The organism is Streptomyces sp. NPDC085524 (assembly GCF_044541755.1).
Lineage (GTDB): Bacteria > Actinomycetota > Actinomycetes > Streptomycetales > Streptomycetaceae > Streptomyces.
The window spans coordinates 1-26,768 of sequence record NZ_JBITTH010000011.1; the positions used below are offsets into that span (position 1 = coordinate 1).

Annotated in this window: 24 protein-coding genes and 7 pseudogenes; 17 read left to right on the top strand and 14 right to left on the bottom strand. The window is 70.1% G+C overall.

Annotated elements, in window-relative coordinates:
- Both ACIGFK_RS18395 and ACIGFK_RS18400 read left to right on the top strand, forming a co-directional pair.
- Window positions 1–198: pseudogene (locus ACIGFK_RS18395) on the top strand (ISL3 family transposase); the annotation flags it as partial.
- A 133-nt stretch (window positions 199–331) separates the two neighbouring features.
- Window positions 332–844: a hypothetical protein gene (locus ACIGFK_RS18400; protein ID WP_400052621.1), complete on the top strand. Its 513-nt coding sequence runs from the start codon at window positions 332–334 to the stop codon at window positions 842–844.
- 74 nt (window positions 845–918) lie between these two features.
- On the opposite strand, the pseudogene istB reads toward ACIGFK_RS18400, so the two are convergent.
- A pseudogene (gene istB / locus ACIGFK_RS18405) lies at window positions 919–1,671 on the bottom strand (IS21-like element helper ATPase IstB).
- Between istB and ACIGFK_RS18410 the strand changes: the two are divergent.
- The gene (locus tag ACIGFK_RS18410; RefSeq protein WP_400052883.1) at window positions 1,582–1,800 is read left to right on the top strand and encodes a hypothetical protein; all 219 of its coding nucleotides are present in this window, start codon (window positions 1,582–1,584) and stop codon (window positions 1,798–1,800) included. The pseudogene istB and the gene ACIGFK_RS18410 sit on opposite strands and share 90 nt — an antisense overlap.
- On the opposite strand, the pseudogene ACIGFK_RS18415 reads toward ACIGFK_RS18410, so the two are convergent.
- From ACIGFK_RS18415 to ACIGFK_RS18430, 4 genes and pseudogenes are all read right to left on the bottom strand, one after another.
- Window positions 1,711–1,986 (bottom strand): annotated as a pseudogene (locus ACIGFK_RS18415) (transposase); the annotation flags it as partial. The gene ACIGFK_RS18410 and the pseudogene ACIGFK_RS18415 overlap by 90 nt on opposite strands.
- Window positions 1,914–2,795, bottom strand: a complete 882-nt coding sequence (locus ACIGFK_RS18420; RefSeq protein ID WP_400052623.1) for a transposase — start codon at window positions 2,793–2,795, stop codon at window positions 1,914–1,916. The gene ACIGFK_RS18420 and the pseudogene ACIGFK_RS18415, both read right to left, overlap by 73 nt.
- A 99-nt stretch (window positions 2,796–2,894) precedes the next feature.
- Window positions 2,895–3,269 carry a transposase family protein gene (locus tag ACIGFK_RS18425; RefSeq protein WP_400052872.1) on the bottom strand — a complete coding sequence of 125 codons (375 nt, stop codon included), beginning with the start codon at window positions 3,267–3,269 and terminating at the stop codon, window positions 2,895–2,897.
- Window positions 3,270–3,318: 49 nt separating this feature from the next.
- Window positions 3,319–4,358: pseudogene (locus tag ACIGFK_RS18430) on the bottom strand (transposase); the annotation flags it as partial.
- A 167-nt stretch (window positions 4,359–4,525) separates the two neighbouring features.
- Between ACIGFK_RS18430 and ACIGFK_RS18435 the strand changes: the two are divergent.
- Window positions 4,526–5,038, top strand: a complete 513-nt coding sequence (locus tag ACIGFK_RS18435) for a protein phosphatase (RefSeq protein ID WP_400052625.1) — start codon at window positions 4,526–4,528, stop codon at window positions 5,036–5,038.
- Between the two features lie 171 nt (window positions 5,039–5,209).
- Complete coding sequence (locus ACIGFK_RS18440) at window positions 5,210–5,557, top strand: hypothetical protein (RefSeq protein WP_376655451.1); 348 nt, start codon at window positions 5,210–5,212, stop codon at window positions 5,555–5,557.
- A gap of 49 nt (window positions 5,558–5,606) precedes the next feature.
- On the opposite strand, the gene ACIGFK_RS18445 is transcribed toward ACIGFK_RS18440, so the two are convergent.
- Window positions 5,607–5,792: a hypothetical protein gene (locus tag ACIGFK_RS18445; RefSeq protein WP_400052627.1), complete on the bottom strand. Its 186-nt coding sequence runs from the start codon at window positions 5,790–5,792 to the stop codon at window positions 5,607–5,609.
- 93 nt (window positions 5,793–5,885) lie between these two features.
- Here ACIGFK_RS18445 and ACIGFK_RS18450 point away from each other — a divergent pair, with 93 nt between their 5' ends.
- The 3 genes from ACIGFK_RS18450 (at window position 5,886) to ACIGFK_RS18460 (ending at window position 8,353) form a co-directional block, all read left to right on the top strand.
- The gene (locus ACIGFK_RS18450; protein WP_400052628.1) at window positions 5,886–6,989 is read left to right on the top strand and encodes a multiprotein-bridging factor 1 family protein; all 1,104 of its coding nucleotides are present in this window, start codon (window positions 5,886–5,888) and stop codon (window positions 6,987–6,989) included.
- Window positions 6,990–7,186: 197 nt separating this feature from the next.
- Window positions 7,187–8,119, top strand: coding sequence for a serine/threonine-protein kinase (locus ACIGFK_RS18455; RefSeq protein WP_400052630.1), 933 nt, complete (start codon window positions 7,187–7,189; stop codon window positions 8,117–8,119).
- 33 nt (window positions 8,120–8,152) lie between these two features.
- A complete protein-coding gene (locus tag ACIGFK_RS18460) occupies window positions 8,153–8,353 on the top strand; it encodes a tetratricopeptide repeat protein (protein ID WP_400052632.1) in 201 nt (66 codons plus the stop codon).
- 55 nt (window positions 8,354–8,408) lie between these two features.
- Here the strand turns inward: ACIGFK_RS18460 and ACIGFK_RS18465 are convergent, their stop codons facing one another.
- Together ACIGFK_RS18465 and ACIGFK_RS18470 are read right to left on the bottom strand one after the other, a co-directional pair.
- Window positions 8,409–9,803: a hypothetical protein gene (locus tag ACIGFK_RS18465; RefSeq protein ID WP_400052634.1), complete on the bottom strand. Its 1,395-nt coding sequence runs from the start codon at window positions 9,801–9,803 to the stop codon at window positions 8,409–8,411.
- A gap of 239 nt (window positions 9,804–10,042) precedes the next feature.
- The gene (locus ACIGFK_RS18470; RefSeq protein WP_400052635.1) at window positions 10,043–10,906 is read right to left on the bottom strand and encodes a phospholipase D-like domain-containing protein; all 864 of its coding nucleotides are present in this window, start codon (window positions 10,904–10,906) and stop codon (window positions 10,043–10,045) included.
- Window positions 10,907–11,086: 180 nt separating this feature from the next.
- Between ACIGFK_RS18470 and ACIGFK_RS18475 the strand changes: the two genes are divergently transcribed.
- Entirely contained in the window at window positions 11,087–11,554 is a 468-nt protein-coding gene (locus ACIGFK_RS18475; RefSeq protein WP_376655458.1) for a hypothetical protein, read from the top strand.
- Complete coding sequence (locus ACIGFK_RS18480; RefSeq protein WP_400052636.1) at window positions 11,551–13,071, top strand: protein kinase; 1,521 nt, start codon at window positions 11,551–11,553, stop codon at window positions 13,069–13,071. The genes ACIGFK_RS18475 and ACIGFK_RS18480 overlap by 4 nt, the downstream gene beginning before the upstream one ends.
- Window positions 13,072–13,473: 402 nt before the next feature.
- On the opposite strand, the gene ACIGFK_RS18485 is transcribed toward ACIGFK_RS18480, so the two are convergent.
- Window positions 13,474–14,892, bottom strand: a complete 1,419-nt coding sequence (locus tag ACIGFK_RS18485; protein ID WP_400052637.1) for a pre-peptidase C-terminal domain-containing protein — start codon at window positions 14,890–14,892, stop codon at window positions 13,474–13,476.
- Between the two features lie 315 nt (window positions 14,893–15,207).
- Between ACIGFK_RS18485 and ACIGFK_RS18490 the strand changes: the two genes are divergently transcribed.
- The 6 genes from ACIGFK_RS18490 to ACIGFK_RS18515 all read left to right on the top strand — a co-directional run bounded on the left by ACIGFK_RS18490 (window position 15,208) and on the right by ACIGFK_RS18515 (window position 21,396).
- Window positions 15,208–16,167: an ABC transporter substrate-binding protein gene (locus tag ACIGFK_RS18490; protein WP_386472077.1), complete on the top strand. Its 960-nt coding sequence runs from the start codon at window positions 15,208–15,210 to the stop codon at window positions 16,165–16,167.
- A complete protein-coding gene (locus tag ACIGFK_RS18495; RefSeq protein ID WP_400052638.1) occupies window positions 16,164–17,135 on the top strand; it encodes an amino acid ABC transporter permease in 972 nt (323 codons plus the stop codon). The genes ACIGFK_RS18490 and ACIGFK_RS18495 overlap by 4 nt, the downstream gene beginning before the upstream one ends.
- 8 nt (window positions 17,136–17,143) lie before the next feature.
- Complete coding sequence (locus tag ACIGFK_RS18500) at window positions 17,144–17,896, top strand: amino acid ABC transporter ATP-binding protein (RefSeq protein WP_376655515.1); 753 nt, start codon at window positions 17,144–17,146, stop codon at window positions 17,894–17,896.
- The gene (locus tag ACIGFK_RS18505) at window positions 17,893–19,113 is read left to right on the top strand and encodes a M20 family metallopeptidase (protein ID WP_386472074.1); all 1,221 of its coding nucleotides are present in this window, start codon (window positions 17,893–17,895) and stop codon (window positions 19,111–19,113) included. Before ACIGFK_RS18500 ends, ACIGFK_RS18505 begins: the two co-directional genes overlap by 4 nt.
- A gap of 11 nt (window positions 19,114–19,124) precedes the next feature.
- Entirely contained in the window at window positions 19,125–20,432 is a 1,308-nt protein-coding gene (locus tag ACIGFK_RS18510) for a cyanophycinase (protein ID WP_400052639.1), read from the top strand.
- Window positions 20,433–20,529: 97 nt separating this feature from the next.
- Window positions 20,530–21,396, top strand: coding sequence for a MurR/RpiR family transcriptional regulator (locus ACIGFK_RS18515; protein WP_400052640.1), 867 nt, complete (start codon window positions 20,530–20,532; stop codon window positions 21,394–21,396).
- A gap of 275 nt (window positions 21,397–21,671) precedes the next feature.
- Here ACIGFK_RS18515 and mtnC read toward each other — a convergent pair.
- From mtnC to ACIGFK_RS18540, 5 genes and pseudogenes are all read right to left on the bottom strand, one after another.
- Window positions 21,672–22,086: pseudogene (gene mtnC, locus ACIGFK_RS18520) on the bottom strand (acireductone synthase); the annotation flags it as partial.
- 34 nt (window positions 22,087–22,120) lie between these two features.
- Window positions 22,121–22,678: pseudogene (locus tag ACIGFK_RS18525) on the bottom strand (1,2-dihydroxy-3-keto-5-methylthiopentene dioxygenase); the annotation flags it as partial.
- A 231-nt stretch (window positions 22,679–22,909) separates the two neighbouring features.
- Window positions 22,910–23,449, bottom strand: coding sequence for a DUF4383 domain-containing protein (locus ACIGFK_RS18530; RefSeq protein WP_386472068.1), 540 nt, complete (start codon window positions 23,447–23,449; stop codon window positions 22,910–22,912).
- A pseudogene (locus ACIGFK_RS18535) lies at window positions 23,440–23,685 on the bottom strand (hypothetical protein); the annotation flags it as partial. The pseudogene ACIGFK_RS18535 and the gene ACIGFK_RS18530, both read right to left, overlap by 10 nt.
- 279 nt (window positions 23,686–23,964) lie before the next feature.
- Window positions 23,965–25,464 carry a cryptochrome/photolyase family protein gene (locus ACIGFK_RS18540; protein ID WP_400052641.1) on the bottom strand — a complete coding sequence of 500 codons (1,500 nt, stop codon included), beginning with the start codon at window positions 25,462–25,464 and terminating at the stop codon, window positions 23,965–23,967.
- A 183-nt stretch (window positions 25,465–25,647) separates the two neighbouring features.
- Between ACIGFK_RS18540 and ACIGFK_RS18545 the strand changes: the two genes are divergently transcribed.
- Window positions 25,648–26,754: a MerR family transcriptional regulator gene (locus ACIGFK_RS18545; RefSeq protein ID WP_376655467.1), complete on the top strand. Its 1,107-nt coding sequence runs from the start codon at window positions 25,648–25,650 to the stop codon at window positions 26,752–26,754.
- The last annotated feature ends 14 nt before the right edge of the window (window positions 26,755–26,768 follow it).

Here is a 26,768-nt window from a genome sequence, read left to right on the forward strand (position 1 = left end):
GCCAGCCTGGCCTGCGCCATCCGGGAGGACCAGGGCGCGGTCGTGCAGGGCATCACCACCCCGTTCAGCTCCGGCGTCAACGAAGGCCGCATAGCCGACCTCAAACTCCAAAAACGGATCATGGCCGGCCGCGCCGGAGTCCCACTCCTCCGCCACCGCGTCATCCACATGGCCACACTCCGACGCCACTACCCATGACGGAGCGTCACCGGCGCACGGTGGCACACCCCAGCTTCACGAAAATCTTGCCAGGGCCCCTCGGCTCCCCAGTTGTGTACGGATGAACGTCCCCGTCTACGGTTCAGGGGTAGCAGAGAGTTGGAGGACTGGTTTGGAGCTGTGGGACCAGAACGTCGCGCCTTACGGAGAGGAGCTGGAGGCGCTGAGCAACAGCAGGCGGGCCGACCTCGTGCTGGACGTGGTGGCATCGACGGTTCTCGTTTTCGAGCCACCATTCGACGACTTCTTCCCGGAACCGCACCGCGAGCTGGTCAAGTCCGTACTGACCCTGCGTGCTCAAGCTCCAGCGAGCTGGTGGGACGACATGGCCTTCGCGGGAGACTTCCTGACTCAATACGACCTTCTGCCGGATGTTCCCACCAGAGCAGCGGTCGGTCCCTTCCTGATGGCACTGGTTCGACTCTTCGAAGCTCCTGGCGGCTTTCTGTCGGCCGACGAAGCGCTGGAGTGTCTGTCCAGCTGCTACGAGGCAATCCTGGTATCCCAGTTGACTGGGCGAGTCACGGCTGAAGACGAGAAGCAGGACCCAATGTGCCAGCAGGCCATTGCGCGACAGACGGTCCTCGTCCTGCGAGCGCTCGAATCAAGCCGTGTGATCACCTAGTGTCACCGATCGCGGGGTGTGATTTAGCTTCCAAGTCGGCGAGGAACATCTCCTCGTCGGATAGCCGGCCCGGATCAGGCCACGTCGGTGTCGCGCTCGATGGCCTTGAGTCGGTTCTTGAGCCGGTAGCTGGGGCCGTTGATGGAGATCACGTCGCAGTGGTGCAGGAGGCGGTCGAGGATGGCTGTGGCGAGGACTTCGTCGCCACACCTGTCCCCATTCGCTGAGGGTCTTGTTTGGGGTCAGGATGATCGAGCCCTTTTCATACCGCTTTGAGATGACCTGGAAGACCAGGTTCGCTTCTCCGCGTTCGAGGATCTCGTAACCCACCTCGTCGACCACGAGGACGCCGGGCCGCAGGTAGGTGCCCAGCTTGTTGGCAAGGCGCCCGGCGGATTCGGCGGCTTTGAGGTTGCGGACCATGTCGTCGAGGCTGGTGAAGTAGACCGAGTAGCCGGGCCGGCAGGCCGCGACGGCCAGAGCGACGGCGATGTGTGTCTTGCCGACCCCGGGCGGCCCCAGGAGAGCGGCGTTCGCCTTGGCCTCGATGAACGAGAGGGTGGCCAGGTCTTTGACCTTGCGCGGGTCGAGGTCGGGCTGGAACGAGAAGTCGTACTCATCGAGCGTCTTGTGGTGCGGCAGCCGGGAGAGCCGCAGGCCCTGTCGCGGACGGCCAGTTCCTCGGACAACACCAGGTCGAGGAAGTCGAGGTAGCCCATCTTTGCCTCGTCCGCCCGGTGGGTGAACTCGTTGATGGTTTCGGCGAGGTGGGCCAGGCCGAGCTTGCCGGCCGTGGTGCGGATGCGGTTGCCGGTCAGCTCGCTCAAGGGGATTTCTTCGTCGCTCGATGGGTGGTGAACGGCCGGTCGAATCCTCAGGAGCCGGAACGACGCTCGGCCATACATGGCTCGCTTGATCGTTTTGACCCTGTTGACGTGGCCTTCGACAACTCCTGAGCTCCAGTGCAAGGTCAAGCCCGCGGTGACGGCGTTGAGGTCGCCGCGGAAGAAGCCGGCGAAGCCGCTGATGGGCTTGGGTGCGTCCTGCTCGGCCTGCCGGATCCACTCGTTCAGCAGGAAGCCGCGCCAGTTTCGAAGGAGTTCAGCGAAGGCCCGGGCGATGTCCGTGCAGGCGATCCGCACGTCCAGCAAACGGCGGGCAAGGTCGGGCGGGAGGGTGTCTGCGGCCGCATGATCCAGCCGGTGATCTGGCGAGGGCCGGGGATGTCGGCTCGGACGGGTTCCGCGTTGCCGGCGAGGAGGGCGGCGAGGTGTCTGCGGACGACCTGGCGGCTGCCGCGGTAGCCGCGTTCGCGGATCTCCAGGAAGAGGCGGTTGCCGCTGACCTGGCCGAGACTCTCGGTGAAGGGGGTGTTCAAGTACGGCTTGAACGGTTCCAGCACTCCGGCCGGTCGGCGTTCGGTAGCCGAAGCCAGGAGCTGGTCGAGGTCGGTGTCACGGAACCGCCGGACGGTCTTGCGGTCGAGGTGGAGCCAGCGGGCGATGGCGCTGATCATCCAGCCTGCCGCGACTAGTTTGTGCACGTCGGCGTGGCGGTGGCGGGTCCGTTCGATGATCTGTGTCCGCGGCAGTTCGTGCAGCGGGAGCTGCATCAGCGGGGGTGCCTCGGCTATGCGGGCGGTCTCCTCATCGGCGTGTTTACGCAGGCAGGCGCGATGCTGGTGGCAGGTCTTCTCCACCGCGGCGGCAAGGTTCTGCAGCAAGTGCCAGCGGTCGGCCACCTCCGTCGTGTTGGGGGAGGCTTCCTTGATCGCACGGGTGTAGGAGGTGGCCCGGTCGCGGCAGATGATCTCGGCACCGGGGTGCTCGCGCAGCCAGGCAACGAAGGTTTCGGAGGTGCGGTCGGGCAGGACGTCCACGACGCGGCCTGCCTCGACATCGGCCAGGAGGGGTCCGTAGGTACGGCCCTTGCGGAAGGCGAATTCGTCCACGCCGAGGACTCGCGGTGACCGTTCCGGCGATGCCGGAGGGTCCAGGAGTTCCAGCAGTCGGGTTCGTCCTGCGACGAGGTGCATCCGGCGGCACAGTCGTTAGCCAGCCCGGCCGCCGAGCTCGACCGCAACCTGCCGCAGCCAGGTCTTCAGTCCGAGGCTGGAGCGGCGATGGCTCTCGCCCAGCCCGCCGACCTGCTCGACGAACGTGCGACGCCGACACTGGGACCGATCACAGAAAAACCGCCGGACTCGCAGTCTGACCAGCAGTTTCCTCCCGGACAAGGATCGCTCGGCCAGGCTGCGCGTATAGGAGGAGTGGACCCTCCAGGCGCGAACACGACACCCCGGGCACCTCGGCGGCGGACCACACGCAGTGGCCACCACGATCGATGCCCCTGCCGTGAACTCCACGGCTTCCAAGCGAACATCGACGTCCGGGAACAGCACATCATCCAGCGAGCAGACCCCCACCAGCAAGGCATGCCCCGCCGGAACGTTTCCGCACGCGAGCCCTGACCTGGAACGCCTGCCACCGCAGGTCCACGTCGGCGCCGGTCATGCCTGTCCCCGAGGACCACAGCCAGACCGGCAGGGGTTCTCCGCCGCCGGGCAGGTGGTCGACCTCCAGGCGGATCAGGGTGCCTTCGATGAGGGGCAGTTCGCCGTCGTGGTCGATCCAGGCCGAGCGGGTCGTAAGGCGGGGGTGGATCCGGTCCCAGGCCATGGCTTGAGCGGTGCCGTATCGGTCGGTGACCTGCACGGTCGCCGTATCCGGCGCGCCCCAGGTCTCCGGCTTGGCAAAGCGGACTCCTTGCCGTGCTTCGGGGGCCGCCCGCCCTGGGGCGGACAGATCCAGGGACGGGGCACTGGCTTGCGCATCACGCGGTCCGACCGCAGCTGGCCCAGCACCTCCACGGGCAGACCGTCAAGGAGATGAGCCAGGCGCGGGGCGTCATAGCCGGCGTCGAAGACGACCACGATGTCGGCGTCGCCCTGGCGCCACAGGCCGCCAGCGATCAGGTCCTCGACCACGCGGCGGACCTGGGCAGCGGTGACCTCGGCGACATCGTCCTGGGGTCCGAGCCGGACCGCGTCCAACAGCTGGCACCACGACGTGCGCCCCGACTCAAGCGCGGCGACAAACGAATACGGCCAGCCAGGGATCATCAGGTGCTGGTCCCGGCCTCGGCCGAAGGTAGGGCAGAACCTGTCCGGGCTGCACTCCGCGTCGGGCCGCAGCCAGTTGCTTACGTCCACGGCCAGGACGAGCCGATGGTCCGCGGCCGGGGGCTGCGGCAGAGCGGCCAGGACCCGCCGCAGCCGTGCAGTGTCGATACGGCCATCGTTCAGGGCGGCGTACAACGCGCCGTGCCCACGCCGGTGTTCGGGCAGCAGCGTCAGGTCCACTGGCGTCATCACCCGTCCGTCGGAGCAGAGCAGGGCATCCGTGAGCTCGAACAGTTCGTCGCGGTGCGCGTTCAGGCACGTGTAGAAGTCGCCCCGGAAGCGTGACGCTTCGGCGAACGCTTCCTCTGGCGCGTCAAGGTGCGGCAGGCTCATCCCCACGGCCTTCGTTCTGGTTCGGTGCATTCCTTGGCCGGAGCACAGAATCGGGCGGAGGCCGGCCTGCTGTCCGGGGAATCCTCACGCGAGGGAGCGTGTTCGAGGGACCATTCGAGCTGGGGACTGTGGCCTGTCCCGCACGCCTGGTCGACGGAGGATCTCGAATGAAGACGCGCCAGAAACGCGGGGGCACACCTGAGCCGTCGACTCCCTGGAGCGAGCTTACGCCGAGACTGTGGATGGGCGGCCATCAGTGGACCGACTCTCTTGGGCAGAGCCATGCTGCAGTCGTCGGCACCGAGTTTGACCTGGTCATCAGCCTGTTCACCCGCCCCGGCCATGGCCCTGAGCCGGGCGTTGACCATCTGATCGCCGAGATCCCCGATGGCCCACTCACTGCCGAGCAGATCCAGACCGTCCAGCAGCTGGCAAATACCGCAGCACATGCGATGCGGCGCGGGCGTACGGCTCTGGTCCGCTGCAACGCCGGCTACAACCGCTCCGGCCTGGTAGTGGCGCAAACCCTCATCGAGCTGGGCCAGCCCGCAATGACGGCGATCCGGCTCATCCGGGAAAGGCGGTCACCCTGGGCCTTGAACAATCAGATGTTCGAGGAGTACCTCACCACAGGCCTCGATGTCGCCTCTCTCCTGGCCGGTCTGGACGCCACCACCTGACCGTGTAGACGTTGAAGATCGACCTCAGACCATAAAGAACAAGCTGAGTGCCTGTTTCTGAACCCTGGGACTGTGCGGGGCTGGTAGCCGTGCAAGCTGGCCGGGATTGGACTGTGCCCCCCTTAATGAAGCCCCCGAGGATGGCCGGAAGTCTTCGAGCGGGGGGAACTGATGAGGCGTCCTGCAACTGCTGCGGCCGCGGTCGGTCTGTTGCTGGCTCTGACGGCCTGCGAGTCGGGGGCGGTGTCCGGCAAGGTCCAGGGCACCGACGCCGAGTTGGCCTGCGCGGCCGTGAGGCGACTGCCGGAACCGCTGCCGGGCACCGCCGGCGGGAAGGACTTCGACATCCTGGTGGCGCGCCTCGTCGGCGCCGAGGATCTGGCCAGGGCGGCTGCCATGGCGGACGACAAGTACCAGCCGCTCGCCGACGCCCTGGACAAGGCGCACGAGCTGCTCAACGTGACTTCCGACCCCAAGCAGGCCGAACCCGCAGTCAAGAAGGCCCGGACGTACTGCTGAGCGCCTGCTTCTGAGCCCTCCGCGTCCCCGACCGTGAACCGGCGGCCCGTCACCGGTCGCCTGCCTGCGCGCACCGCTTCATGAGCACCTGCATGTCGGTGACGAGCGTGCCGCGCAGGGGGCCGGCGGGCGTAGTCCTGGCAGCGGGTGCAGTCGGGCGGGGCGGTGAGGGCGGCCGGGGGGGGAACAGCTTCAACGCCTCGGTGTGGGCGTGGGTGTGGTCGGTCGTTGTCATGGTGTGCCCCGTTCGCGGGTCGGGCTGGTGCCTTTACTTTCGGCCCGTGAAAAGAACTCCGGGGAGGGGCATTTCCGGGGGCGAGATGGGCGCATGGACATCGGGGAGTTGATCCGCGACTTGCGCACCGCGCAGGGCTGGTCGCAAGCCCGTCTGGCCGATGAGACCAACCGTGCCGAGGGAACGGCTCTGACGCGTGAGTACGTGGCCCGGTGGGAGCGCGGGAAGTGCGCGCCGCGCGGGTTCTATCTCGCGGCGCTGTCCCGGGTGCTGGATGTGGCGTTAGCCGTCCTGGAGGACCCCATGCTGCGACGTGAGTTCCTGACCGATGTGGCCGGTACGGCCATAGCCCCGGTGGTCGCCTCCGACCTCCTCGCGCGCGGGTTCGCCGCCCGGTTGTCCGGCGGGCCGTCTGCGGAGGCGTGGGAGGCCAAGCTGGCCGCGTACGGGACGGACTACATGTCGATGGGCGCGGCCGACATGCAGCGCCGCGTCTCCGGCGAACTCGTCGTCGTACAGCAGCAACTCGACCAACCGCGCCTGTGGTCGGTCGCCGCCCGCCTGATGACCCTGTACGCGAAGACGTTTCCAGGATCCGACGGGGCCGCGGCCGTGCGCTGGTACCGGATGGCGGCGAGCGCTGCGGATGAGTCCGGGGATCCGGCCGCGCGGGTGTGGGTGCGGGGGCGGGCCGCCATCGCCCTCGGGTACGAGGGGGCTTCCCTCGACGTCGCCGATGTCCTCGCGGACCAGGCCCTGGCCCTCGGCGCCCGGCCGTCCCTCGGGCTGCTCAACGCCATCTACGGCAAGGCCCACGCTGCCGCCCTCCGCGGCGACCACGCCACCGCCCGCGCCCTCGACGAGCGGGGGCGGCGAGTCTTCGACGCAGCCGGCTCGTACGAGCAGACCTCCGACTACGCGGTGCCGCGGTGGAGACTCAACGTCTTCCGCTCACTGCTGCTCGCGCGCCTCGGCGACGAGAGGGGCGCGACCGAGGCGCAGGACCAGGCGCTCGCCGAACTCCCCACCACCCTGCCCCGCTTCGCCACCCACCTCGAACTCCACCGAGGGCTGATGCTCGCCCGCTCCGGCGACCGGGCGGGCGGTGTCGCGCACGCTACCGCCGCGATGGATGCCCTGCCACCCGAAAAGCACAGCCTCACCCTGCGCATGCTCGTCAACGAAATCCGGACCTGACCGGCCCGGCACACCCGCAGCCCACCCAGGAACCAAGCGGGTTGCGGTGTCTCGGCGCTGCGCATGGTCCGTACAGCGGGCACAGTCCGGCGGGGGCTGGCGGGGGGAAATTCCGGCCGGCGGATGCGGCCGGAAGACCCCGAGCGGGTGCGGAGAATTCCTGGCGCGTCGCGGGCGAGTTGCATACGTTGACGGGCATGTACAGGGGGATGGAGTTAGCGGGCCGCTACCGGCTCGGTAGCCGGTTGGGGCACGGCGGCATGGGCGAGGTGTGGGCGGCGTCCGATCTGAGGCTGCGCCGTACCGTCGCGATCAAGATGGTCCTCACATCCCATCTGCGTGACGACCAGCTCGCCGCCCAGGTCCTGGCCCGTTTCCGCCGTGAGGGCGAAGCAGCCGCCCGGCTGAACCACCGCAACATCGCCGTCGTCCACGACTTGGGCGAGCACCAGGAGACAAGCCCCGATGGGCAGGTGGAAGTCTCCCCGTTCCTCGTCATGGAGTTCCTGCAAGGGCGTGATCTCGCGACGGTCCTGTGCGAGGACCACCCCGGCGGGCTTCCCCTGGAGCAGGTACTGGAGTACGGCGCCCAGGTGTGCGACGGGCTGGCCGCCGCCCACGCGCGAAACATCGTCCACCGCGACATCAAGCCGTCCAACCTCATGCTGCTCGGCAGCCCCCTGTACATGGCTCCCGAGCAGCTCAGCGGAGGAACGCCGACGCACTCATCCGACCTGTACGCCTTGGGCGTCAGCCTTTACGAGCTCCTCACCGGGCGCCCCGTGTTCACTGCGGACTCCGCGTACGCCGTCATCGCCATGCATCTGTCCACCACTCCCGAACCGCCCAGCACCCACCAGCCCGCCATCCCGCCCGGCATCGACGACCTCATCACTTCCCTTCTCGCCAAAGACCCTGTCGGCCGTCCCTCCACCGCGAAAGACGTCGCCGCACGCCTGCGCTCCGCCCTTCTCGCACCCGCGCCCGCCCCCGGCCCGCCAGCCGAGGCATCGGAAACCGACGAACAGCGCCACAGACGGGCCGCCGAAGCCGGAGACCCCGACGCCATGTTCGGCCTCGGGGTCCTGTTGGAAGACGCCGACCGCTTCGACGAAGCGGAAACCTGGTAGCAGCGCGCCGCTGATACCGGACACGCCGACGCCATGAACAACCTCGGAGCGTTACTGCAGAACACCGGGCGCACGGCCGAAGCAGAACGCTGGTACCGGCAAGCCAGCGACGCCGGACACACCCTCGCTATGAACAACCTCGCACTGCTGCTGAAGAACGCCGGGCGGGTGGCCGAGGCACAGTCCTGGTACCAGCGCGCCGCCAGCGCCCCTGGCGGTGAGATCCGGGCCTGACCGGGCTCCCGGCGCTTCCGAGGGCGCGCCGGGAGCCTCCGCAGCCGACGAGCCCCTACGCGCTCGCCGCCCGGCCTCGCGTGAGCTGCGCGCAGCGCAGGCCGCCGCCCGCATGCCACTCCAGTACCGGGGCGATCTCGGCCCCGTGCTCGGGGCACCTCAGGACCGGGTCCAGGCCGCCGCAGTCGCGCCGCTCGCACACGCAGTCCTCGCCGGTCCTCGTCTGCGGGACGCCGTGGCGGACCACGCCGCCGCGGCCGGTCCTCGTGGTGGTGCCGCGCAGGCGGGCCGGCCATTCCAGCATGATGCGCAAGGCCCCGGATCCGGACCGGAACCGGTCGGTCAGCCGGACGTCGCCGAGCACCGCGAGCGGGCCCGCACCCGGTGCGGTGAGCCGGGTCAGCGTGGCCCCGGCATACCCGGCCGCCATGGCGGCCAGCGCGTCGGCATCCGAGTCGTCGGCGACCCAGCCCGACAACTGGTCGGTTCCCTCGACGTCGTCGGCGAGGCCCAACCACGGAGCATCCAGCCGGAACCGGCCCGTAGCTCCCCCGGTGCCGCGCACCAGCAGCGAGGCCTGCCACGCCCCGGCGGGAAGGGTGATCTTGTCGTTGGCGAGCAGCCACGCGACGACGTCGGCCCGCTCGAACTCCGGACGCGTCTCGGTACCGGCGGTCGGGGTGGGGAAGTCGGCGTGGCAGCGGCGCCAGTGGACCACCGCCGCCCGCCCTACACGCGCCATCCCGGCCACCTCCGCGAGCAGCACCCGGTCCGTGTCCGGGGTGACCGGGGTGAGGCAGGCGAGCGGGGAGCGGCGGCCCGGACGGGCCTCGCGCACCGCCCGCCAGTCCACCCACGGCCGGACCACGTCCAACAGGGCGATGTCGCGGGCGCTGTAGAGCGGGACGGAGGTCACGCCGCCCTGCCGCTTGAAATCGATCTCCACCGTGCCCACCGGGGCGACGAAACCGAGGCCGACCACCTCGTCGAAGTCCCGGCCCCGCACCCCGAGACGGACCGCTGCCTGGTCCGGGCCAAGGGGTACGTGCTGGTCCAGGAGCGCGGGCAGGTCCCGGCGGCGGGCCAGCGCCGCCACCTGCTCCGGGTGCACCTCGGGGAACTCCGCCTCCCCTCCCAGATAGACCAGCAGGCTGGCGCGGACGAGATGCCCGATGGCCGCCGCCGTCACCCTCGGCCGCATCGGCGGCAGCGGGACCCCCAGGGCCTGCGTCAGCCGGTCCGCCGCCACCCCCGCCCCGATCGGACCCCGCAGCGCGGCCCTCACCGCCTCGGGGTCGACGGCCTCGACCACCGCCCGCGACCACAGCCCCGGGCCGACGTCCGCCGCCGGGACCAAACCCGTACCGGCCGCCCACCGCCAGGCCGCCACCGGGACTCGCAGCCGCCCCGCAGCCTGCACCACGCCGTACACCTCACGCCGTTCACCCATGCCGAAACACACCCCAAACGCACACCGTGCGGCCCGACCGTCGAGCCGCGCCGGGAAGATGCCGAAAGATTCCAGAATGTGTCAAAGGGCAGGTTTTCAGGGCGAGTTGGGAGCACACCGCACAAACCGCCTACGCGTACGCGAGGGCCGGATTCACCCCTGCGGAGGACACGAGCGGGCCCGCCGCCGAACGGCGACGGGCCCACATGCACCGGGCCGCAGTCGGACCGGCCGGAGGGCTAGCGGCGCAGCCGGCTCCACTCGGCGAACGCGAGCACGAGCAGCCACTGCGCGGGGGTGAACCCGGCCTGCACCGCGTCGCCCCACTTGGGCGCGGCGTGCGCCAGCAGGGTCACGGGGCCCTTGGCCGGCCCCGCCTCCACGTCGATCGCCAGGTTGTCGACCCGCCCGGATCCGTCCGGCAGCGCCTGCGAGGCGGCCGTCCGGTCGAAGTAGCGGGTGTAGCCGGCGTGCAGCTCTGCGTTGTCGGCGACGGTCATGGCGTCGTTCCAGGCGGACTCGCGGTCCCACGTGGTGAGGTTGCCCGAGGACTGTACGACGACGCTGTCGACCGGCTTGCCCTTGTCGGGGAGGCCACTGCCGGTGGTCTGGGAGAAGAGAAGGAACTTGTTGTGGTTGACGCCGCCCGTGCCCTTGGCCAGGCACGGCTGGTTCGCGGCGCACACCTTGAACCAGGACTTGCCGTACGTCTCGCCTGCGGGTGGGATCGCCGAGAGGGCTGCGCTCAGCTTGTCCCTCACCGCTGCACCGGAGCCGGACGTCCAGGCGGCCGTGATGCTGTCATCGTCGACGAGAACGGTCACGTTCACGTTCCGGTGGTGCGCCGCCACGAGCTGGTCCGCGAGCCAGCTCGATCCGAACAGGTGGAGCGATATCCGGATGTCCGACCCGCTCTGGGCGCCGTTGACGAGGCGGCCGAGCCGGCTGAGGGTTGCGCCCCGCTCGGCGGCCGTCCCCCTGGGGCTTGTTGAAGACGGGGCCGGTGGCCACGTACGTCGTCGTGTCCTCAGGGGAGGCTGCCGGAGTCCCACGGCCAGGAGGCCCCCGATGAGCAGGGCCGCGAGGATTCCCTTCTTGATCACGAGGGCGACTTTGCAGAGAGCCGCTATACGACGGATCTGATGGAGCGCGTCCCTTTGATCGGTTGGCCGGTTGACCGCATGTGTCTGTCCGCTCCACCTCCGAAAGGGCACCCCCCTGATCCGAGCTGAGCCCGGGCAAGGCCACCCCGCTGTACGGGGTGGGCCGGTAACGTCATGGCCATGCACAGTACCGACCCGCTGTCACTGCCCGATCAGACCGACGGCCAGATCCAGACACTGATCTCCACCGAGTGGGAGCGGGTGAAGACCTCCCTCGACGGCATAGGCCCCGTCAACGAGTACTACGTGGATGGCGGTTACGACCACGAGACCTGGAACCGGGTCTTCTACGGTCTGTTGCGCGAGCCGACGGGTTCGATGACGGTGGCGACAGATCCCGCTCATCCGTCCACCAAGGGCTCCGGACGTGCCGTACGAGAGACCGCCGGGATCCCGCCGCGCGGGGGCGGCGCGCGCGAGGCACTTCAGCATCACGTCGGCCAGGGGGTGCGACTGTGCGTGCTCGCCGTAGGGCAGCACCGCACGGCCACGACCGCGAAGTACCGGGACGAACCGTCTACCACTGTTCTCGGCCCGGTCTGGAACGCGGAGCCGCACCGCTGTCCCACCAGTGAGACTGCCGGATGAGCCCAGACCGGAGCACAACGTTTGAAGCGGGCTACGAGCTGGCCGGCCGGTACCGGCTTCAGCGTCGGCTGGGCCACGGCGGGATGGGCGAGGTCTGGCAGGCACTGGACCTGACGCTGGACCGGCCGGTGGCTGTGAAGACTCTGCTGGCCGACCGGGCCGACGACCAGTGGCACCAGGCGCTGGCTCGGTTCCGCCGGGAGGCCAAGGCCGTCGCACGTCTCAACCACCCCCACGTCGCCGCCATTCACGATCTCGTCGAGCACCAGGATCCGCCGTTCCTGGTACTGGAGCTGCTGACGGGCCCGGATCTGGCCACCCACCTCCTGGACCACCCGCTCGGGCTGGCGGTGGGTACGGCGCTGGAGTACGGGGCGCAGGCTGCCGAAGGCCTGGCAGCGGCCCACGCAGCAGGGGTCATCCACCGCGACGTCAAACCGCACAACCTGATGATTGACGGCAGCGCCGCGGTGAAGGTCTGCGACTTCGGCGTCGCCCGGTTGGACGACGCCACCGCCGGTCTGACGCTGGACAGCCAGCTCCCCGGCACCCTCGTCTACATGGCACCCGAGCAGCTGCGCGGCCGGCCTGTGACTCCCGCCGCGGACGTCTACGCCCTGGGCGCGACCCTGTTCCACCTGCTCACCGGACGCCGGCTGTTCTTCGGCGAGATTCCCTACGCCGCCGTGTTCCAGGATCCGCCACCACCCAGCAGCCTGCGGCCCACCATCCCGCAAGCGCTCGACGCCTACCTGCTCACTCTCCTGGCCAAGGAACCCTCTGCCAGGCCGCCCGCCCACACCATCCCCGCCCAACTCCGCGCTCTCGCCAGCCGGATCCGGGCCGCCCCGATGCCTGACGACGTTCGGACGACCGCGAACAACGACATACCCGGCGGTCCGATGAGGAGCATTCCGCTGCACTTCATCTGGCTGCTCGACTGCTCGCGCTCCATGCTCACAAGCGGCAAGATCACCGCGTTGAACTACGCCGTCAGGGAGACCATCCCCGAGATGCGCTCGCAGGCCTCTGACAACCCCGGCAAGGCGCTGATGGTGCGGGCGATCACGTTCGGCGGCGGTGCCCGGTGGCACATCGCGGAGCCAACGGACATCCACCACCTCACCTGGAAGGATGCAGACGCCTACGGCGACAGGGACATGGGCGCGGCCTTCCGGCTGGCCGCCCGTGCCCTGCACGTCCCGCCCATGCCGCAGTCGGCGTGGCGACCGGTGCTGGCCCTGGTGTCCGACGGACGTCCGACGGACGACTGGCGGTCCGGGCTGCGCGAGTTGGACGCCACCCCGTTGGGCAGGCGCGCGGTGCGCGTGGCCGTCCCCCTGGGTGCAGACGCCGACCACGGCGTGCTCCAGAAGTTCCTGGCCGACGACAACGTGCAGCCGCTGGATGCGTTCAGCCCCAAACGACTGGCTGCAGCCATTCCCTGGCACAAAACGATCCGTAAATCGAACCCCTCCCCTTCGTCCCCGTTCGCAGACGACGATGAGGTGTGGTGACAGCCAGACTCATGGCTGTCACGCTTCTCCTGGAAGGACTACCGCGACGTGCTGGTGCGGGCACACATCCAGCTTGACGGCCCGATTACGGAGCAGATGCTCGCGGCAGCCGAAGAGCGGATGGGGATCTCCCTGCATGGGGACCTGCAGCGGCCACGCCCTCCTCTTCGGCCAGGCAGAACTGCGCCAGCCCCAGGCCGCCTGACCCGGCCCAAGGGCCGGAGGCCCGCCGTGGCAGCCGGTGGGCTCGGTCTTCGGCAGCGACCGCAGCGGAGAAACGCCCCGCGCCCGGTGTGCTTCTGCTGACCGCCTTCCCTTGGCTGAGGCAGGCGGCCGGGCCGATGGCCAGGCCGCTGCGCGAGTGGGTTGGTTGGTGAACTCCTGGACGGGGTCTGGCGGGCGTCAGGCGGTCGTGACGTTGCAGGTGTAGCCGGCGGGGCCTGAGCCTGCGTAGGCGGCGACTTCGAGGTAGTAGGTGCCGGTGGTCGTTGCGGCATGGGTGAGGGTTTCGTCGGTGCCCGCGCCGTCGTTGACGGACCGTGTGAGGTTGCCGCCGCCCGCGTCGAGCAGGTAGACGTCGGCGTCGTAGTCGTCGGGTACGTCGCACTGGACGTCTGCGCGCTGACCCGCTGCCAGGTGGATCGCGAAGTAGTCGCGGTCGCCGCTGGTGGCCAGGCTGCCGGTGAGCGCGGCGGGCGTGGTCAGGGTGGTGGCATCGTCGGCTCGGTCGCGGGTGTCGTTGGGTTCGGACTCGGTGAGGGCGTGGGGGGCCGTGCAAGTGGTCTGCGGGGTTCCGTCGTAGAGATCGGGGTCGGGGGCGCCGGCGGTGACGCTGCGCAGGTAGTAGCCGCAGGTGGGGCGGTTGGCGAAGTCGAAGGTGGTGCCCGGGGTGAGCTTCCAGATCTTGTAGCCGGTGTAGGTCAGGGGCCGGCGGGCTGCCACCTGTTCGCCTTGGTGGTCGCCGAGGACGACGTAGCTGTTCTTGCCGTAGGCGGTGGCCAGCCCGTTCTTGTCGATGTGGAGTGAACCGCCGCCCTCCTCGACGCCGACGCCCCAGGCGGAGCCCGCGGAGGTCAGGCCGTCCTTGATGGAGCGGGCGACGAAGGCCATGAGGCGGCCCATCCGGTCGCGGGCGACGAAGTGGGAGTCGTTGACGACGTTGTCGTAGTGGTTCCAGGTGAACAGGCCGGTGGTGAAGGTGATGGAGCGGTCATAGGGGTTGGCGAGGGCTTCGGCGCTGGTGACGCTGCCGTTGCAGGCGTCGTAGACGATCGGACTGTTGACGTGGTGGCCGGCGCTGCCGCCGCCCGACCCTCCGCCTTTGGCCACGACCGATTCGACCGATGCTTCGAGGGCGGTCCCCTTCCAGGCCGTGTAGCGGCACTGGTCGCCCCCGGCGAAGTACACGAACTCGGCGTTCCGTACGTCTGCGTTGACCTGGGCGTTGCTCGCGTCGGAGGTGGCGGTCAGTGTCCAGGTGGTGCAGGAGTTGACGCCGGGCAGGGTCATGACGGTGTCGCATTCGGGCGTCTTGCTGCCGCTGGTGGGGGCCGATCCGGCCAGGACGACCACGTCGAGGCTGCCGGCGCCGCCGCGGATGTCGTCGATCGCGCGGCTCATGGAGCCGGGCACGATCGCGCCGGCGCCGTTCATGGTGTACGCGGGGCCTTGCCAGGAGGGGCGGGAGACGTCTGTCGCGCTGCCCAGGCGGAGGCGGGCTGCGGCGGCGTGTGCGGGTGCGGCGGCGATGAGGAGGCCGGGCAGCACCAGCAGGGCTGCCGCGGCTGCGGCGAGTCGGGGTCGGCGGGTGGTCCGTTGCATGGCGGCGCCCTCGATCGGTGGGTGGGGATTGCGACGCGAAATCCATCGCGTCAGGGGTAGTAGCGGAAGATACAAGTCAGCCACGCCCGTGAACAGATGTAACGCCGAGATCGGTTGCCGACGAGCACATGGGGTCACAAACCGGATGTCCAGCGACGAAATGGTCGATCCACCGCCTGAAGTCCAGACCTTACCTCTACGTAACGTGCGATACATCTAGCCATTTCTTGGGTTCATCTGTAACTTCCGATGTGGCTCGCCAGCGGCAGCCGTCCTCCCGTCTTCCCTCCCCCTTGTGAACGAGGTCCGAGAGTCATGCACGCACGCACACCCGTCGTCCGCTCCCTGACTGCGGCGCTCACCGCGCTCGCCGCGACCGCTGCTCTGTCGGCGTGCGGCAGCAGTGACCCCGCCACCGCAGCAGCCCCCGCCCCCTCCGGCGCCGACGTGGCCGGGGTGCGGGTCCAGCCCGACCAGGACCTGCACGACGCGCTGCCCGAGGCGATCAAGAAGTCCGGCACCGTCCGGGTGGCGACCGACGTGCCCTACGCGCCGTTCGAGATGTTCGTCAAAGAGGGGCAGAGCGAGCTGACCGGCCTGGACTACGACCTCGGCCAGGCCCTGGGCGCCAAGCTCGGGGTGAAGTTCGCCTTCTCGCCCCAGAAGTTCGACGGCATCATCCCCGCGCTCCAGGCCGGCAAGTACGACGTGGCGATCTCCGCCATCACCGACACCAAGGAGCGCCAGCAGGTCGTCGACTTCGTCGACTACTCCCAGTCCGGCTCAGGCCTGCTGGTCGCCGACGGCAATCCGACCGGGATCACCACCTTGGACGACCTGTGCGGGCACCCGGCCGGTGTCCAGGCCGCCACCAACCAGGCCGACCTCCTCAAGGCCCACCAGTCCCGCTGCGCCGAGCTGGGCAGGCAGCCGATCGACATCCAGACCTTCCCCAAGGACTCCGACGCCCAGCTCGCCCTGCGCGCGGGCAAGGTCGTCGCCGATGTCCTGACCAAGCCGGCCGCCGGGTGGACCGCCAAGACCGCCGAGAACGGCGGAGCCTTCGACTCCGTCGAAGACCCCGCGGCCCAGGGCGGCTACAAGGCCTCTCCCAACGGCATCGCGGTGTCCAAGAAGCAGCCGCAGCTGACCGAGGCGATCCACAAGGCACTGCAGCAACTCGTCGCCGACGGCACCCTGACGAGGATCTGCGACAAGTACGGCGTCGCGTCGATCGCGGTCAAGGAAGCCACGAAGAACGCGGGCGCCCAGTGACCGACACCACCACGGCAACCGGCACACCTCACTCGAGCACCGCCGCATTCCAGGACGGGGCGCTCGATGTGGTGCCGGTACGCCACTACGGGCGCTGGGTCGCGACGGTCGCGGCCGTGGCCGCACTCGCCGGCCTGGCCGGGTCGCTCGCCAAGAACGCCAACCTCCACTGGGACATCGTCGGCGACTACCTCTTCGCCGGTCTGATCTTCGACGGGATGGCCACCACCTTGTGGCTGACCGCCGCCTCCATGGCCCTGGGGCTGGTCCTGGGCACGGTCGTCGCCGTCATGCGCCTGTCGTCCAGCCCCGTGCTGTACGGCCTGTCGTCCCTGTTCGTGTGGGCCTTCCGCGGCACACCGTTGCTCGTGCAGATCATCTTCTGGGGGTACGCCGCAGCCCTGTACTCCCAGATCAAGATCGGGATCCCGTTCACGGGCATCACCTTCGTCTCCTGGGACACCAACGCCGTCCTCACCCCCGCGGTGGCCGCCCTCCTGGCCCTCGGCCTGAACGAGGCCGCCTACACATCCGAGATCGTCCGCGCGGGGATCCAGTCCGTCGACCCGGGCCAGGCCGAGGCCGCGCACTCGCTGGGGATGCGCCCGGCCTTGACCATGCGGCGGATCGTCCTGCCGCAGGCCATGAGGGTCATCATCCCGCCCATGGGCAACGAGACCATCAACATGCTCAAGATGACCGCTCTGGTCTCGGTGATCGCCGCCCACGACCTGATGTCGAACATCCAGGAGGTGTACGCCCAGAACTACCAGGTCATCCCCCTGCTGGTCGTCGCCAGCTGCTGGTACCTGGCGCTCGTATCCCTGCTGAGCATTCCGCAGGCCTGGCTGGAGCGCCGTTACGGACGCGGCGCGGCCCGCGGCCACAGCACCCCGACGTTCCGGCGACTGCTCGGCGGCGCGGGCACCGCCGGGGCCCGCCGTACGAGGAAGGAGTCCGGGCGATGAGCAAGCCCATGGTCCAGGCGCGTGGCGTCCACAAGAACTACGGCAGCCTCCAGGTGTTGCGGGGCATCGACCTGACGGTCGAGCGCGGCCAAGTCTGCTGCCTGCTGGGGCCCTCGGGCTCGGGCAAGTCGACCTTCCTGCGGTGCATCAACCACCTCGAGACCGTGGACGGCGGCACGCTGACCGTCGACGGCGACCTCGTGGGCTACCGCCGCCATCGCGGCAAGCTGCACGAACTGCGCGAGCGGGAGGTCGCCGAACGCCGCCGCGACATCGGCATGGTGTTCCAGCGTTTCAACCTCTTCCCCCACATGACCGCTCTGGAGAACGTCTGCGAGGCGCCTGTGAAGGTCGCGGGCGTCTCGAAGCCCGACGCCGAGGCCGAAGCGCACCGGCTCCTGGAGCAGGTAGGGCTCGCGGACCGGGCCGGCCACTACCCCGCGCAGCTGTCCGGCGGGCAGCAGCAGCGCGTGGCCATCGCCCGCGCGCTGGCGATGAAGCCGAAGCTGATGCTCTTCGACGAGCCGACCTCGGCCCTCGACCCGGAGCTGGTGGGTGACGTACTGGACGTGATGCGGCGCCTCGCCGCCGACGGGATGACCATGGTCGTGGTCACCCACGAGATCGGCTTCGCCCGAGAGGTCGCCGACACGGCCGTCTTCATGGACGAAGGCGTCGTCGTCGAAGCGGGCGACCCGCGCAAGGTCCTGACCGACCCGGTGCAGGAGCGGACCCGCGCGTTCCTGTCCAAGGTCCTGTGACCGCCCCGGTCAGCCCGCGGCCGTCCACCCGGACGCTGCGGGCCCGCGCCGCCGCCCGGCACAGCGAGTACCTGGCCGACCTCGGCGCCCTGGTGGCCATCGACTCCGGCTCCTACAGCCCCGACGGGATCAACCGCGTCGCCGCCTGGTTCGCGGACCGGCTGGAACGCTACGGCGCCACCACCCTCACCGTGCCGGCCGGACGCCACCGGGGGCGGGCTCTGGGCAGCGCGCTCGTCGCCCGGAAGAAGGGTGCCAGGAGGGCAGCCGACGGAGGTCTGCGCATTCTCCTCGCCGGTCACATGGACACCGTCTTCGACGACGGCACCGCAGCCGACCGCCCCTTCACCCTGAGCGGGTCCTTGGCCCACGGTCCTGGTGTCAGCGACGACAAGGGTGGTCTCCTGGCCGGACTGAGCGCGCTGGAGATCCTCGCCGAGGAAGGATTCGACGACTACGACGAGATCGTCTTCCTCGCCACGCCCGACGAGGAGATCGGCTCCCCCGGCAGCGCCCCCCTCACACGGAGCCTCGCTGCCGAAGCCGACTTCGCGCTGGCCCTGGAATGCGCACGCGAGAACGGCGATGTGGTCATCGCGCGAAAGGGAGTTGCCGAGTACCTCATCACCGTCACGGGTAAGGCGGCGCACGCGGGCATAGAGCCCGAGCGCGGCGCCCACGCCGCTCTCGCGGCGGCCCATCTGACCATCGCCCTGCAGTCCCTCAACGGGCAGGAGGACGACGCGACGATCAACGTCGGGGTCGTCCGGTCCGGCAGCCGCCCGAACATCGTCCCCGAGCGGGCCGAACTCCACATCGAGGTCCGGGCGACCACCACCGCCTGCCTGGACCGTATCGGCCGCGCCATCGAGGCGACCGCGGCGCGCCTTCCCGTACTCGGCACGACCGCCACGGTGCGACAGCTGGACCTGTGCCCGCCGATGGAGGCGACAGGCGGCAACCGGCGGATGCTGGCCCTCGCCCAGGGTGCCGGCCGCGAACTGGGGCTCGCCTTCGGGGCGGCGAGCACCGGAGGCGTCGGCGACGCCAACACCATCGCCGCCACCGGCACACCGGTCCTGGACGGCCTCGGCCCGGTCGGCGGCGCCGACCACACCCCCCAGGAATGGCTCGACACCACCACCATCACCGACCGCATCACCCTCCTCACCCTGCTGATCGCCCGCCTGTGCCACACCGACACCACCGCCACCTGAACGGAGCCCACATGCCCGGCACCCGCTCACGACGCGGCCTCCTGGCCGCCACCGCGGCCATGCTGCTGGCCGCCCTCGCCGTCACCGCCGCCCACGCCTCCCCCTCCCCCTCCCCCGCACCCGGCCCCGCCCGCGGCGGCTCGCTGGTCCTGGTCGGCGGCGGCCTCAAGGAGGACAACAAGGCCGTCTACGGCGAGATCATCAGCCGCGCCGGCGGCCCCGCCGCCCGCGTGGGCGTCCTGACCGCCGCCTCCATTCCCGCCAGCCAGGACCCGTACGCCGACGACCCCGCCCGGTGCGGCAACTCGGCCTGCAACGGTGCCTACTACGCCTCCCTGTTCAAGCAGCACGGAGCCGCCGACGCACAATGGATACCCGTCGACCTCGATCACATCACCGACGCGGACTCCGACGCGGTCGTCGCCCAGGTCAACTCCATGACCGGCTTCTTCTTCGGCGGAGGCGACCAGTACCGCTACGTCACCACCCTCCTCCACGGCAACGCGCACACCGACAGCAAGGTCCTGGCCGCGATCCGCGCCAAGCTCGCCGCCGGCGCCGTCATCGCCGGCTCCTCTGCCGGCGCGCAGATCATGGCCGGGGACGACATGGTCACCGGAGGCGACTCCTACCAAGCCCTGCGCGACGGCAGCAGCCCCGGTTACTTCGACGACCCGACGCGCCTGGGCTACCTGCCGGCAGGCGGCTTCGGGTTCCTCCGCTCCGGCCTCATCGACACCCACACCGGCGCCGCCGGCCGCGAGGGACGTGCTCTGCGCCTGGCCGCCGACACCGGCCACACACGCGTCTACGGCCTCGAAGAGAACACCGCCCTCATCGTCGACAACCCCGGCACACCCGCCGAGACCGCCACCGTCAAGGGCACCCGCGGCCTGACCGTGCTCGACCTCCGCCAGGCCCGCGCACACACCACGACCGGCGGCTGGTCGTTGACCGGAACACGCTACACCTACCTCACCGACGGCGACCGTTACCTGCCCCGGACCTGGCAGGCCCTCCCCGCCCCCGGCAAGCACCCCATCATCTCGGCAGGCGATGCCCCGGTTCCCCCCAACACGGACGTCTTCTACTCCCGGGCCAACAGCAGCGGCCGGCCGTATTCCCTCCTGGGCACCGCTCGTGCCCTCGCCGCCAGCCGCACCCAGCGCACCGCGACGGCTTCCACCTTCGAGTCCGATCCGCGCTACACCGTGACGCTCACCCGCACGCAGCCCGCCACCGCATGGGCCCACAGCTCCTCGGACCCGACGACGCTGACCTCGCTCGCCCTCACCATCAGCACCGTCACCCCGAACTGACCCCGAGGCAACGGCAAGCCCGCACATCCGTGTTCGCCGAGCCGGCACTAGGCTCGGCGGACACGGCACGACCTCTCCGGAAGGAAACCACCCGACGATGACCGGCACCATCGCCGACAGCATTCGCGCCAACCTCGGCGCACTCAGCCCCGCTGAACGCAAGGTCGCCCGCACACTGCTGGCCGGATACCCGTCCGCGGTCTTCGAAACCGTCGCCGTCATCGCCGAACGCGCCTCGGTCTCCACCCCCACCGTCCTGCGCTTCGCAGCACGGATGGGTTACCACGGCTTCCCCGACCTCCAGGCGGCAGTGCGCAGCGAACTCGACGTCCGCAACGCCTCCCCCGTCGCCCTGTACGAAGCCGCAGGCCTGGATCACTCCCAGGAGACGACCAGCACTGCGGGCCTCCTCGAACACGGCAACGCGACCTTCGCCCCCGCACTCGCCCAGACGCTCGCCGAAATCCCCCCGCACGACTTCCGACGCGCGGTCGAACTCCTCGCCGACCGCAAGCGCCACGTCATCCTTGCCGGAGGCCGCTTCACCCACCTCCTGGCCCAGTACCTCGGCCTCCACCTGATGCAGCTGCGCGAAGACGTCCGCTTCCTGCCCGACCGGCCCGTCGAACGCACCGCGGCACTGGCCCAGCTCACCCGCCGGGACGTCGTCGTACTCTTCGACTACCGGCGCTACGAGGACGACAAGACGGCCATCGCCCAGCTCACCCGCGAGGCCGCGGGCAAGACCATCGTGTTCACCGACCCCTGGCTCTCCCCCGCCACCGCCCATGCAGACGTCGTCCTGCCCAGCCAGGTGGGTACCACCGCCCCCTACGACAGCCTCGTTCCCACCCTCGCCGTCATCGAGGTCCTCATCGCCGGTGTCATCAACACCCTCGGTCCCGATGCACACCAGCAGCTGCGCCACAACGAGGAAGTCGCCCACCGCACAGGGATGGTCTAGCCGGCTGCACGCCGACCCACCGCCGGGGACGGCCTGAGCAGCCAACTGCGCCCGGCCGCCGGGTTGTTGTGGCAGTCAGTTCGATCACGCAACGTCGCCCTCGTGAACACCGGACCGGCACTACGCCACACACGGATCGGCCATCCGGTGGAAGGCGCGGTGGGTGCGGACGACGCACCCCTGCACTTCGGCACGCGGACCTCCCGGCACTCGCCCCATCGCGAGTCCGTTTCCGTGTCGAACACCGACGATGTCAGCCGGATGACAGCCACGTTCACAGGCCCGTTGTGCCGCCACCGATCCGGACGAGTACACGTACAGGCGCAGGCCCTCCGCACGCCAGCGTCTCAGAGCGGGCACCACGTCCGCGTAGAGATGGGAGACGAGCTCGCCACGCGCGAACCCCTCCGCCCACAGCAGTCCCTGAAGGGTCTTCAGCGGCGTCACCTTCCGGTCCTCGTCGAGCCAGGCTTTCAACGCCTGTCCGATCCGTGCCGGGCCCGCGTCCGGCTCACCCGGCTCCGTGCGCACCTGTGCCAGTGCGCGCGCCACCTCCTGCTCGTCCGAGCGCTCGGCGAGCAGGGCTCCGAACCGCTCGCGCGCGTGCGGATAGAGCACGTCGACGACGAAGCCGGTGGCGCTCGTGGTGCCCTCGACGTCCAGCACCACGGCGTCCGCCTCTCGGCTCACTCCGCGCCCTGCGCCGTGATCGTGTCGAAGTCGGGGAGTCGAAGTCGGGGAAGCGCCGCGAGGTCCCACTGCCGGTGAAGGTGCCGATCCAGCCGGCCTCCTCGTGGAAGAAGCTGATCGCGGTGAAGGCGGGCCGGGTGCCCATGTCGAACCAGTGCGTGGTGCCCTTCGGCACGCCGAGGAGGTCGGCCCGCTCGCACAGCACCGCGTGCACTTCACCTCCCACGTGCAGGTAGAAGATGCCGGAGCCGGCGACGAAGAAGCGCACTTCGTCGTCGTGCGCGTGTTCCTCCAGGAACTTCGCCCGCGCGGCCTTCGCCTTCTCGGCGAAGTCGGGGCCGTCATCAGCGGGGTGCAGGGCGACTACGTCGACGGTGGTGAAGCCCTACGCCGCGGTCAGCCGGTCCATCTCGGCCCGGTAGGCGCTGAAGACGGCATCGCTGTCGGCGTCGGGCGCCAGGTCCTCGCGTACCGGCCACCGCTCGTAGCGGACCCCGATCGGCGCCAGGGCCGCGGCGATGTCGGCAGGCTCGGAAGTGCGGCGTACGACGGTCTCGGGACCGCTCTCCGGCCAGGCCGTCAACGGCGTCAAGGAATGCCGGGGTGGGATGAGACGGGTGCGGGGGCACTTGGACGGCCTGGCCCCGGGCCGATTCTCGCCGCCCGTTGTTGCCGCAGCATGGCGGCCGTGTGGCAGGTGCCACGGGACCGGCGCTGACGCGCGGGTGCCGTCCGTCCCGGGGCGGGGCCGTCGAGATGCCCGAGCAGGTCACCGGTCGCCCCCACCACCAGCGCCCGTGCCGCCTTGTCGGCCATGGCGGCCTCAGCGCTCCGGCAACCCGGCCGGCGGGCGGTCCGCGGCACCGGCCTGGGGGTAGGAGGCAGCCGGCTCGCGTGCGGCCTGCTCGGGGTGGCGCCGACGCCAGTAGGGGTTGTCGTGAGGCAGTCCGCCGCTGACACGGCCGTACATCCCGAACGTCATGACCAGGAGCCCCATCAGGAAGCTGAACATGACGTTGGACAAACCGAAGTCCAGGATGTTGCCGCGACGGCCGATGAGGAACAAGTGGACGAAGCCGCTGGCCACGAAGATCACTCCGACTACGGTGTTGACCGTCGAGGCGAGGTTTCCCCCGATCGCCGCGCCGGCCATCAGGAGGAGTCCGAAGAGCACCGAGATCGTGCTCAGCAGTCCGTTGGTGGACAGGCCGGCGATGCGCTGTCCGTCCGTACTGAACGCGTCCAGGCCGCCGGCGAAGCCGAGACTGCCGAAGACGAGGAGGATGAGCCCGCACAGGCCGGCGCCGAACCGGTAGACACGGCTGAGGGGGTGGTCCACGGGCAGTTCGTCTGTCAGGCGCATGGGTACTCCAGGAGGATCACGTCGTCACGTCCCGAGGAACCCAGGATGACCAGCGCCACCGGAGGAGAAAACTCGCAATGTTCTTGCACCGATTCTCCCGCCATGACAAGTCGCCGGCGGTAGCGGGAACCCGTGCCGTCCGGGTCGACATACATGTCGAGCCAGGCGAGACCGGGCAGGCGCATCTCCGCGCGCAGCCGCAGCAGGCGGCCCGGTTCGATCCCCTCCACCCGCCAGCGTTGGACCGGCGGGTCGTGACGTTGGCCTCGCGGACCCGTTGAAGGGCCGGTTCCGGGGAGCGGTGCGCGCCGCGTCACGGTCGGGTTCTTCGAAGCGCGGTCCGGTGTCGAGGGAGTGGACGAGGTAGTGCGCGACGTCGATGCCCTCCAGGGCGGCGGCGGTGCCGGCTGGTCTGCAGCCGACGCCTTCCCCTGAGGACCACCCGGTTCGCGCGGAGATTCCGGTCGGAGGCCATGTGCGGGGCCCGCTGACGCATACCGGTGTCCCTTCCGGTGTCAGGGTGGGCTCCCGCCCTGACACCGGTCGGCGCGCAGCACCTGTTCGATGTCAGGGAGGCGGTCCAGCCCCGTTACGGCCCTTGCGGTGCGGGGGTTGGCGGCCAGCCGGGTGCGGTGGCGGTGGACGAAGGACCAGTAGCCGGTGGTGTAGGGGCAGGCCCGGTCGCCCGTACGGTCCGCGGGCCGGTAGGCGCACCCTTCGCACAGGTCGCTCATGCGGTGGATGTAGGCCCCCGCGCTGGTGTAGGGCTTGGTGGTCATCATGCCGCCGTCGGCGTACTGGGACATGCCGATGACGTTGGGGAGCATCACCCAGTCGTAGCCGTCGACGAAGCAGCGGTGGAACCAGTCGGTCACGGCGCGCGGGTCCCAGCCGCGCTGGAGCGCGTAGCTGCCCAGGAGCATGAGCCGGGGGATGTGGTGGGTCCACCCCGTGTCGCGGACCTGTGCGAGGACCGTGGAGAGGCAGCGTGCGGCCACGGCGTCGGCGTCGAGTTCGAGGAACCACTCGGGCAGGGGTGCACGGTGCCGCAGGGCGTTGCGGTGGCGGTACTCCTCGCCGAAGTACCAGTACGCGTGCCACACGTACTCGCGCCAGCCCGCGACCTGCCGTACGAAGCCCTCCGCGCTCTCCACGGGTACCCGGCCGGCACGCCAGGCGTCCTCGGCGGCGGCGACCACCTCGGCCGGATCGAGCAGTCCCAGGTTGAGGGAGGAGGACAGCAGGCTGTGGCTCATCACGGGGTCGCCGGCGAGCACGGCGTCCTCGTGCGGACCGAAGCCGGCCAGCCGGTGGTCGACGAACCGGTGCAGCGCGGCCAGTGCCTCGCGGCGCGAGGCGGGGAAGGTGCGCGGCCCGTCGCGGCCGACGAAGCGGATGCCCTCGTCCCGCTCCCACCGGTCGAGGTCGGCCCGCACCTCCTCGTCGATGTCGCTCTCGCGGGGCCGGTACGGTGCGGGAGCGCCGAGGGTGCGCACGCCCGTGGGAGGCGGCTCCTGGTTCGCCGGGTCGTGGTTCCACCGCCCGCCGGCGGGCCGGTCTGCGTCCATCAGGAGGCCGAGTTCGCGGCGCATCCAGCGGTAGAAGTCCTCGTGCCTCAGCCGCTCGCGCCCGCCGGCCCAGGAACGGAAGGCCGCTCCCGGCAGGAGGAAGCCGCGGGCGGGCAGCACCCGTACCCCGTCCATCGAGGCGACCAGGTCGTACGCGGCACGTGACGTGGGGTGGTGGACGGTGACCGGAGCACCGCCGACGGCCTGGCGCAGCCCCTCCGTGTAGGTCTCGGCGCGCACGTAGCGGGCACGGTCGCCGAGTTCGGCGGCACGGTGGCGCATGGCGGAGAGCACCAGGTGGGCCTTGGCGCGATGGAAACGGCGGCGGCGGAACACCGAACGGGCCTCGATCATCACCACCGGCGCGCCCGCCGCCGGCCCCGGCTCGCCCGCGGTCAGGAAGTGAGGACCGAGCTGGTCCCCGAACAGCCAGTGCCACCCGGTCATCGCATCCCCTCACCGGGCTCGACGAACCCACGCCCTACCTATACAGCCGCCCGCTCCCGGTGCGCGGTATCAGCACGGCGTTGGAGTCGCGTCCCCGTCGGGGCGCATCCGTACCCCGCACCTACGGAGAACACGTCGACGTGACACGTGTCGGACACGTGTCCTGCACCAGTGGAGGCGAAGATGGAAGGGAACGGGGGCCGCGGCCCCGGGGCCGGCGTGACGACCGGGGGCCTCGCGCGGGAGCTCGGCATCTCCCCCACCACGTTGCGTTCCTGGGACCGTCGCTACGGATTGGGACCTGCGACGAGGGTCGAGGGACGTCACCGGCGATGGACGGCCCCGGACGTCGCGATGGTCCGGGAAATGTGCCGTCTGACGGCTGAAGGCGTGCCCCCGGCCGAGGCGGCCCGCGCCGCGAAGGCTCACGCCGCAGAGGTCCGCGCGTCCGGACCGGGCCCGGTCACGGCGTCCCGCCATCGGGCACGGATCGAGCCGTCGACCGGTGGGGACGATCCTCTCGGAAAGGCCCCGCCGCCGGGGGACCCGCGGCGGCGCGGCCGGGGGCTCGCCCGGGCCGCGGTACGCATGGACGCCGAGGCCGTGCACAGGCAGATCATGGCCTCCATCGAGGCGTACGGCCTGATCGCCGCGTGGGACGACGTGCTGATGCCGACCCTGCGATTTGTGGGGCGCAAATGGGAGTCGTCCGAGGACCGGTACGTGGAGGTGGAACACATGCTGTCCTGGCACATCTCCGCAGCCCTCCGATACGCATACGCAGACTCCATGACGCGCGGCAGACCGGCGGACGCACGCCCGGTCCTGCTGGCGTGCCTGCCGGGCGAGCAGCACACCCTTCCCCTGGAGGCGCTCACCGCCGCTTTGAGGGACCGCGGCCAACGCGTCCTGATGCTGGGCGGATCGGTTCCGGTCGAAGCCCTGGAGGCCACCGTGCGCCGAGTCGCTCCGGCGGCCGTCGGCCTGTGGTCGCAGTCCCGGAACACCGCCGACCTTCCGATGGCGCGTCACCTCTCGGCACTTCGCTGGGGGATGCACGGCGCCCGGACCCGCAGCCACGTCCTGCTGTGCGGCCCGGGATGGGGACTGCGTCCGGACCCGGAACTCCTGCGGCCGCACGGGCTGAGGGACGCTGTGCGGATCATGCTCTGCGCCAACCGCCCGGCCGGCGAAGCACTTCCCGAAGGAGACCGGACGCCGCGTTCCGCGCAATCCGAACCCACGAGCGCATCCGAACCCGGTACCAGGAGCGAAGAGGTCATTGCATGACATCTCCCATGCGG

Excerpts from the sequence above, each read along its gene's own strand:
- ACIGFK_RS18435 (WP_400052625.1), top strand. The coding sequence starts at position 4,526 with ATGAAGACGCGCCAGAAACGCGGGGGCACACCTGAGCCGTCGACTCCC.
- ACIGFK_RS18440 (WP_376655451.1), top strand. The coding sequence starts at position 5,210 with ATGAGGCGTCCTGCAACTGCTGCGGCCGCGGTCGGTCTGTTGCTGGCT.
- ACIGFK_RS18445 (WP_400052627.1), bottom strand. The coding sequence starts at position 5,792 with ATGACAACGACCGACCACACCCACGCCCACACCGAGGCGTTGAAGCTG.
- ACIGFK_RS18450 (WP_400052628.1), top strand. The coding sequence starts at position 5,886 with ATGGACATCGGGGAGTTGATCCGCGACTTGCGCACCGCGCAGGGCTGG.
- ACIGFK_RS18455 (WP_400052630.1), top strand. The coding sequence starts at position 7,187 with ATGTACAGGGGGATGGAGTTAGCGGGCCGCTACCGGCTCGGTAGCCGG.
- ACIGFK_RS18460 (WP_400052632.1), top strand. The coding sequence starts at position 8,153 with ATGAACAACCTCGGAGCGTTACTGCAGAACACCGGGCGCACGGCCGAA.
- ACIGFK_RS18465 (WP_400052634.1), bottom strand. The coding sequence starts at position 9,803 with ATGGGTGAACGGCGTGAGGTGTACGGCGTGGTGCAGGCTGCGGGGCGG.
- ACIGFK_RS18475 (WP_376655458.1), top strand. The coding sequence starts at position 11,087 with ATGCACAGTACCGACCCGCTGTCACTGCCCGATCAGACCGACGGCCAG.
- ACIGFK_RS18480 (WP_400052636.1), top strand. The coding sequence starts at position 11,551 with ATGAGCCCAGACCGGAGCACAACGTTTGAAGCGGGCTACGAGCTGGCC.
- ACIGFK_RS18485 (WP_400052637.1), bottom strand. The coding sequence starts at position 14,892 with ATGCAACGGACCACCCGCCGACCCCGACTCGCCGCAGCCGCGGCAGCC.
- ACIGFK_RS18490 (WP_386472077.1), top strand. The coding sequence starts at position 15,208 with ATGCACGCACGCACACCCGTCGTCCGCTCCCTGACTGCGGCGCTCACC.
- ACIGFK_RS18500 (WP_376655515.1), top strand. The coding sequence starts at position 17,144 with ATGGTCCAGGCGCGTGGCGTCCACAAGAACTACGGCAGCCTCCAGGTG.
- ACIGFK_RS18510 (WP_400052639.1), top strand. The coding sequence starts at position 19,125 with ATGCCCGGCACCCGCTCACGACGCGGCCTCCTGGCCGCCACCGCGGCC.
- ACIGFK_RS18515 (WP_400052640.1), top strand. The coding sequence starts at position 20,530 with ATGACCGGCACCATCGCCGACAGCATTCGCGCCAACCTCGGCGCACTC.
- ACIGFK_RS18530 (WP_386472068.1), bottom strand. The coding sequence starts at position 23,449 with ATGCGCCTGACAGACGAACTGCCCGTGGACCACCCCCTCAGCCGTGTC.
- ACIGFK_RS18540 (WP_400052641.1), bottom strand. The coding sequence starts at position 25,464 with ATGACCGGGTGGCACTGGCTGTTCGGGGACCAGCTCGGTCCTCACTTC.
- ACIGFK_RS18545 (WP_376655467.1), top strand. The coding sequence starts at position 25,648 with ATGGAAGGGAACGGGGGCCGCGGCCCCGGGGCCGGCGTGACGACCGGG.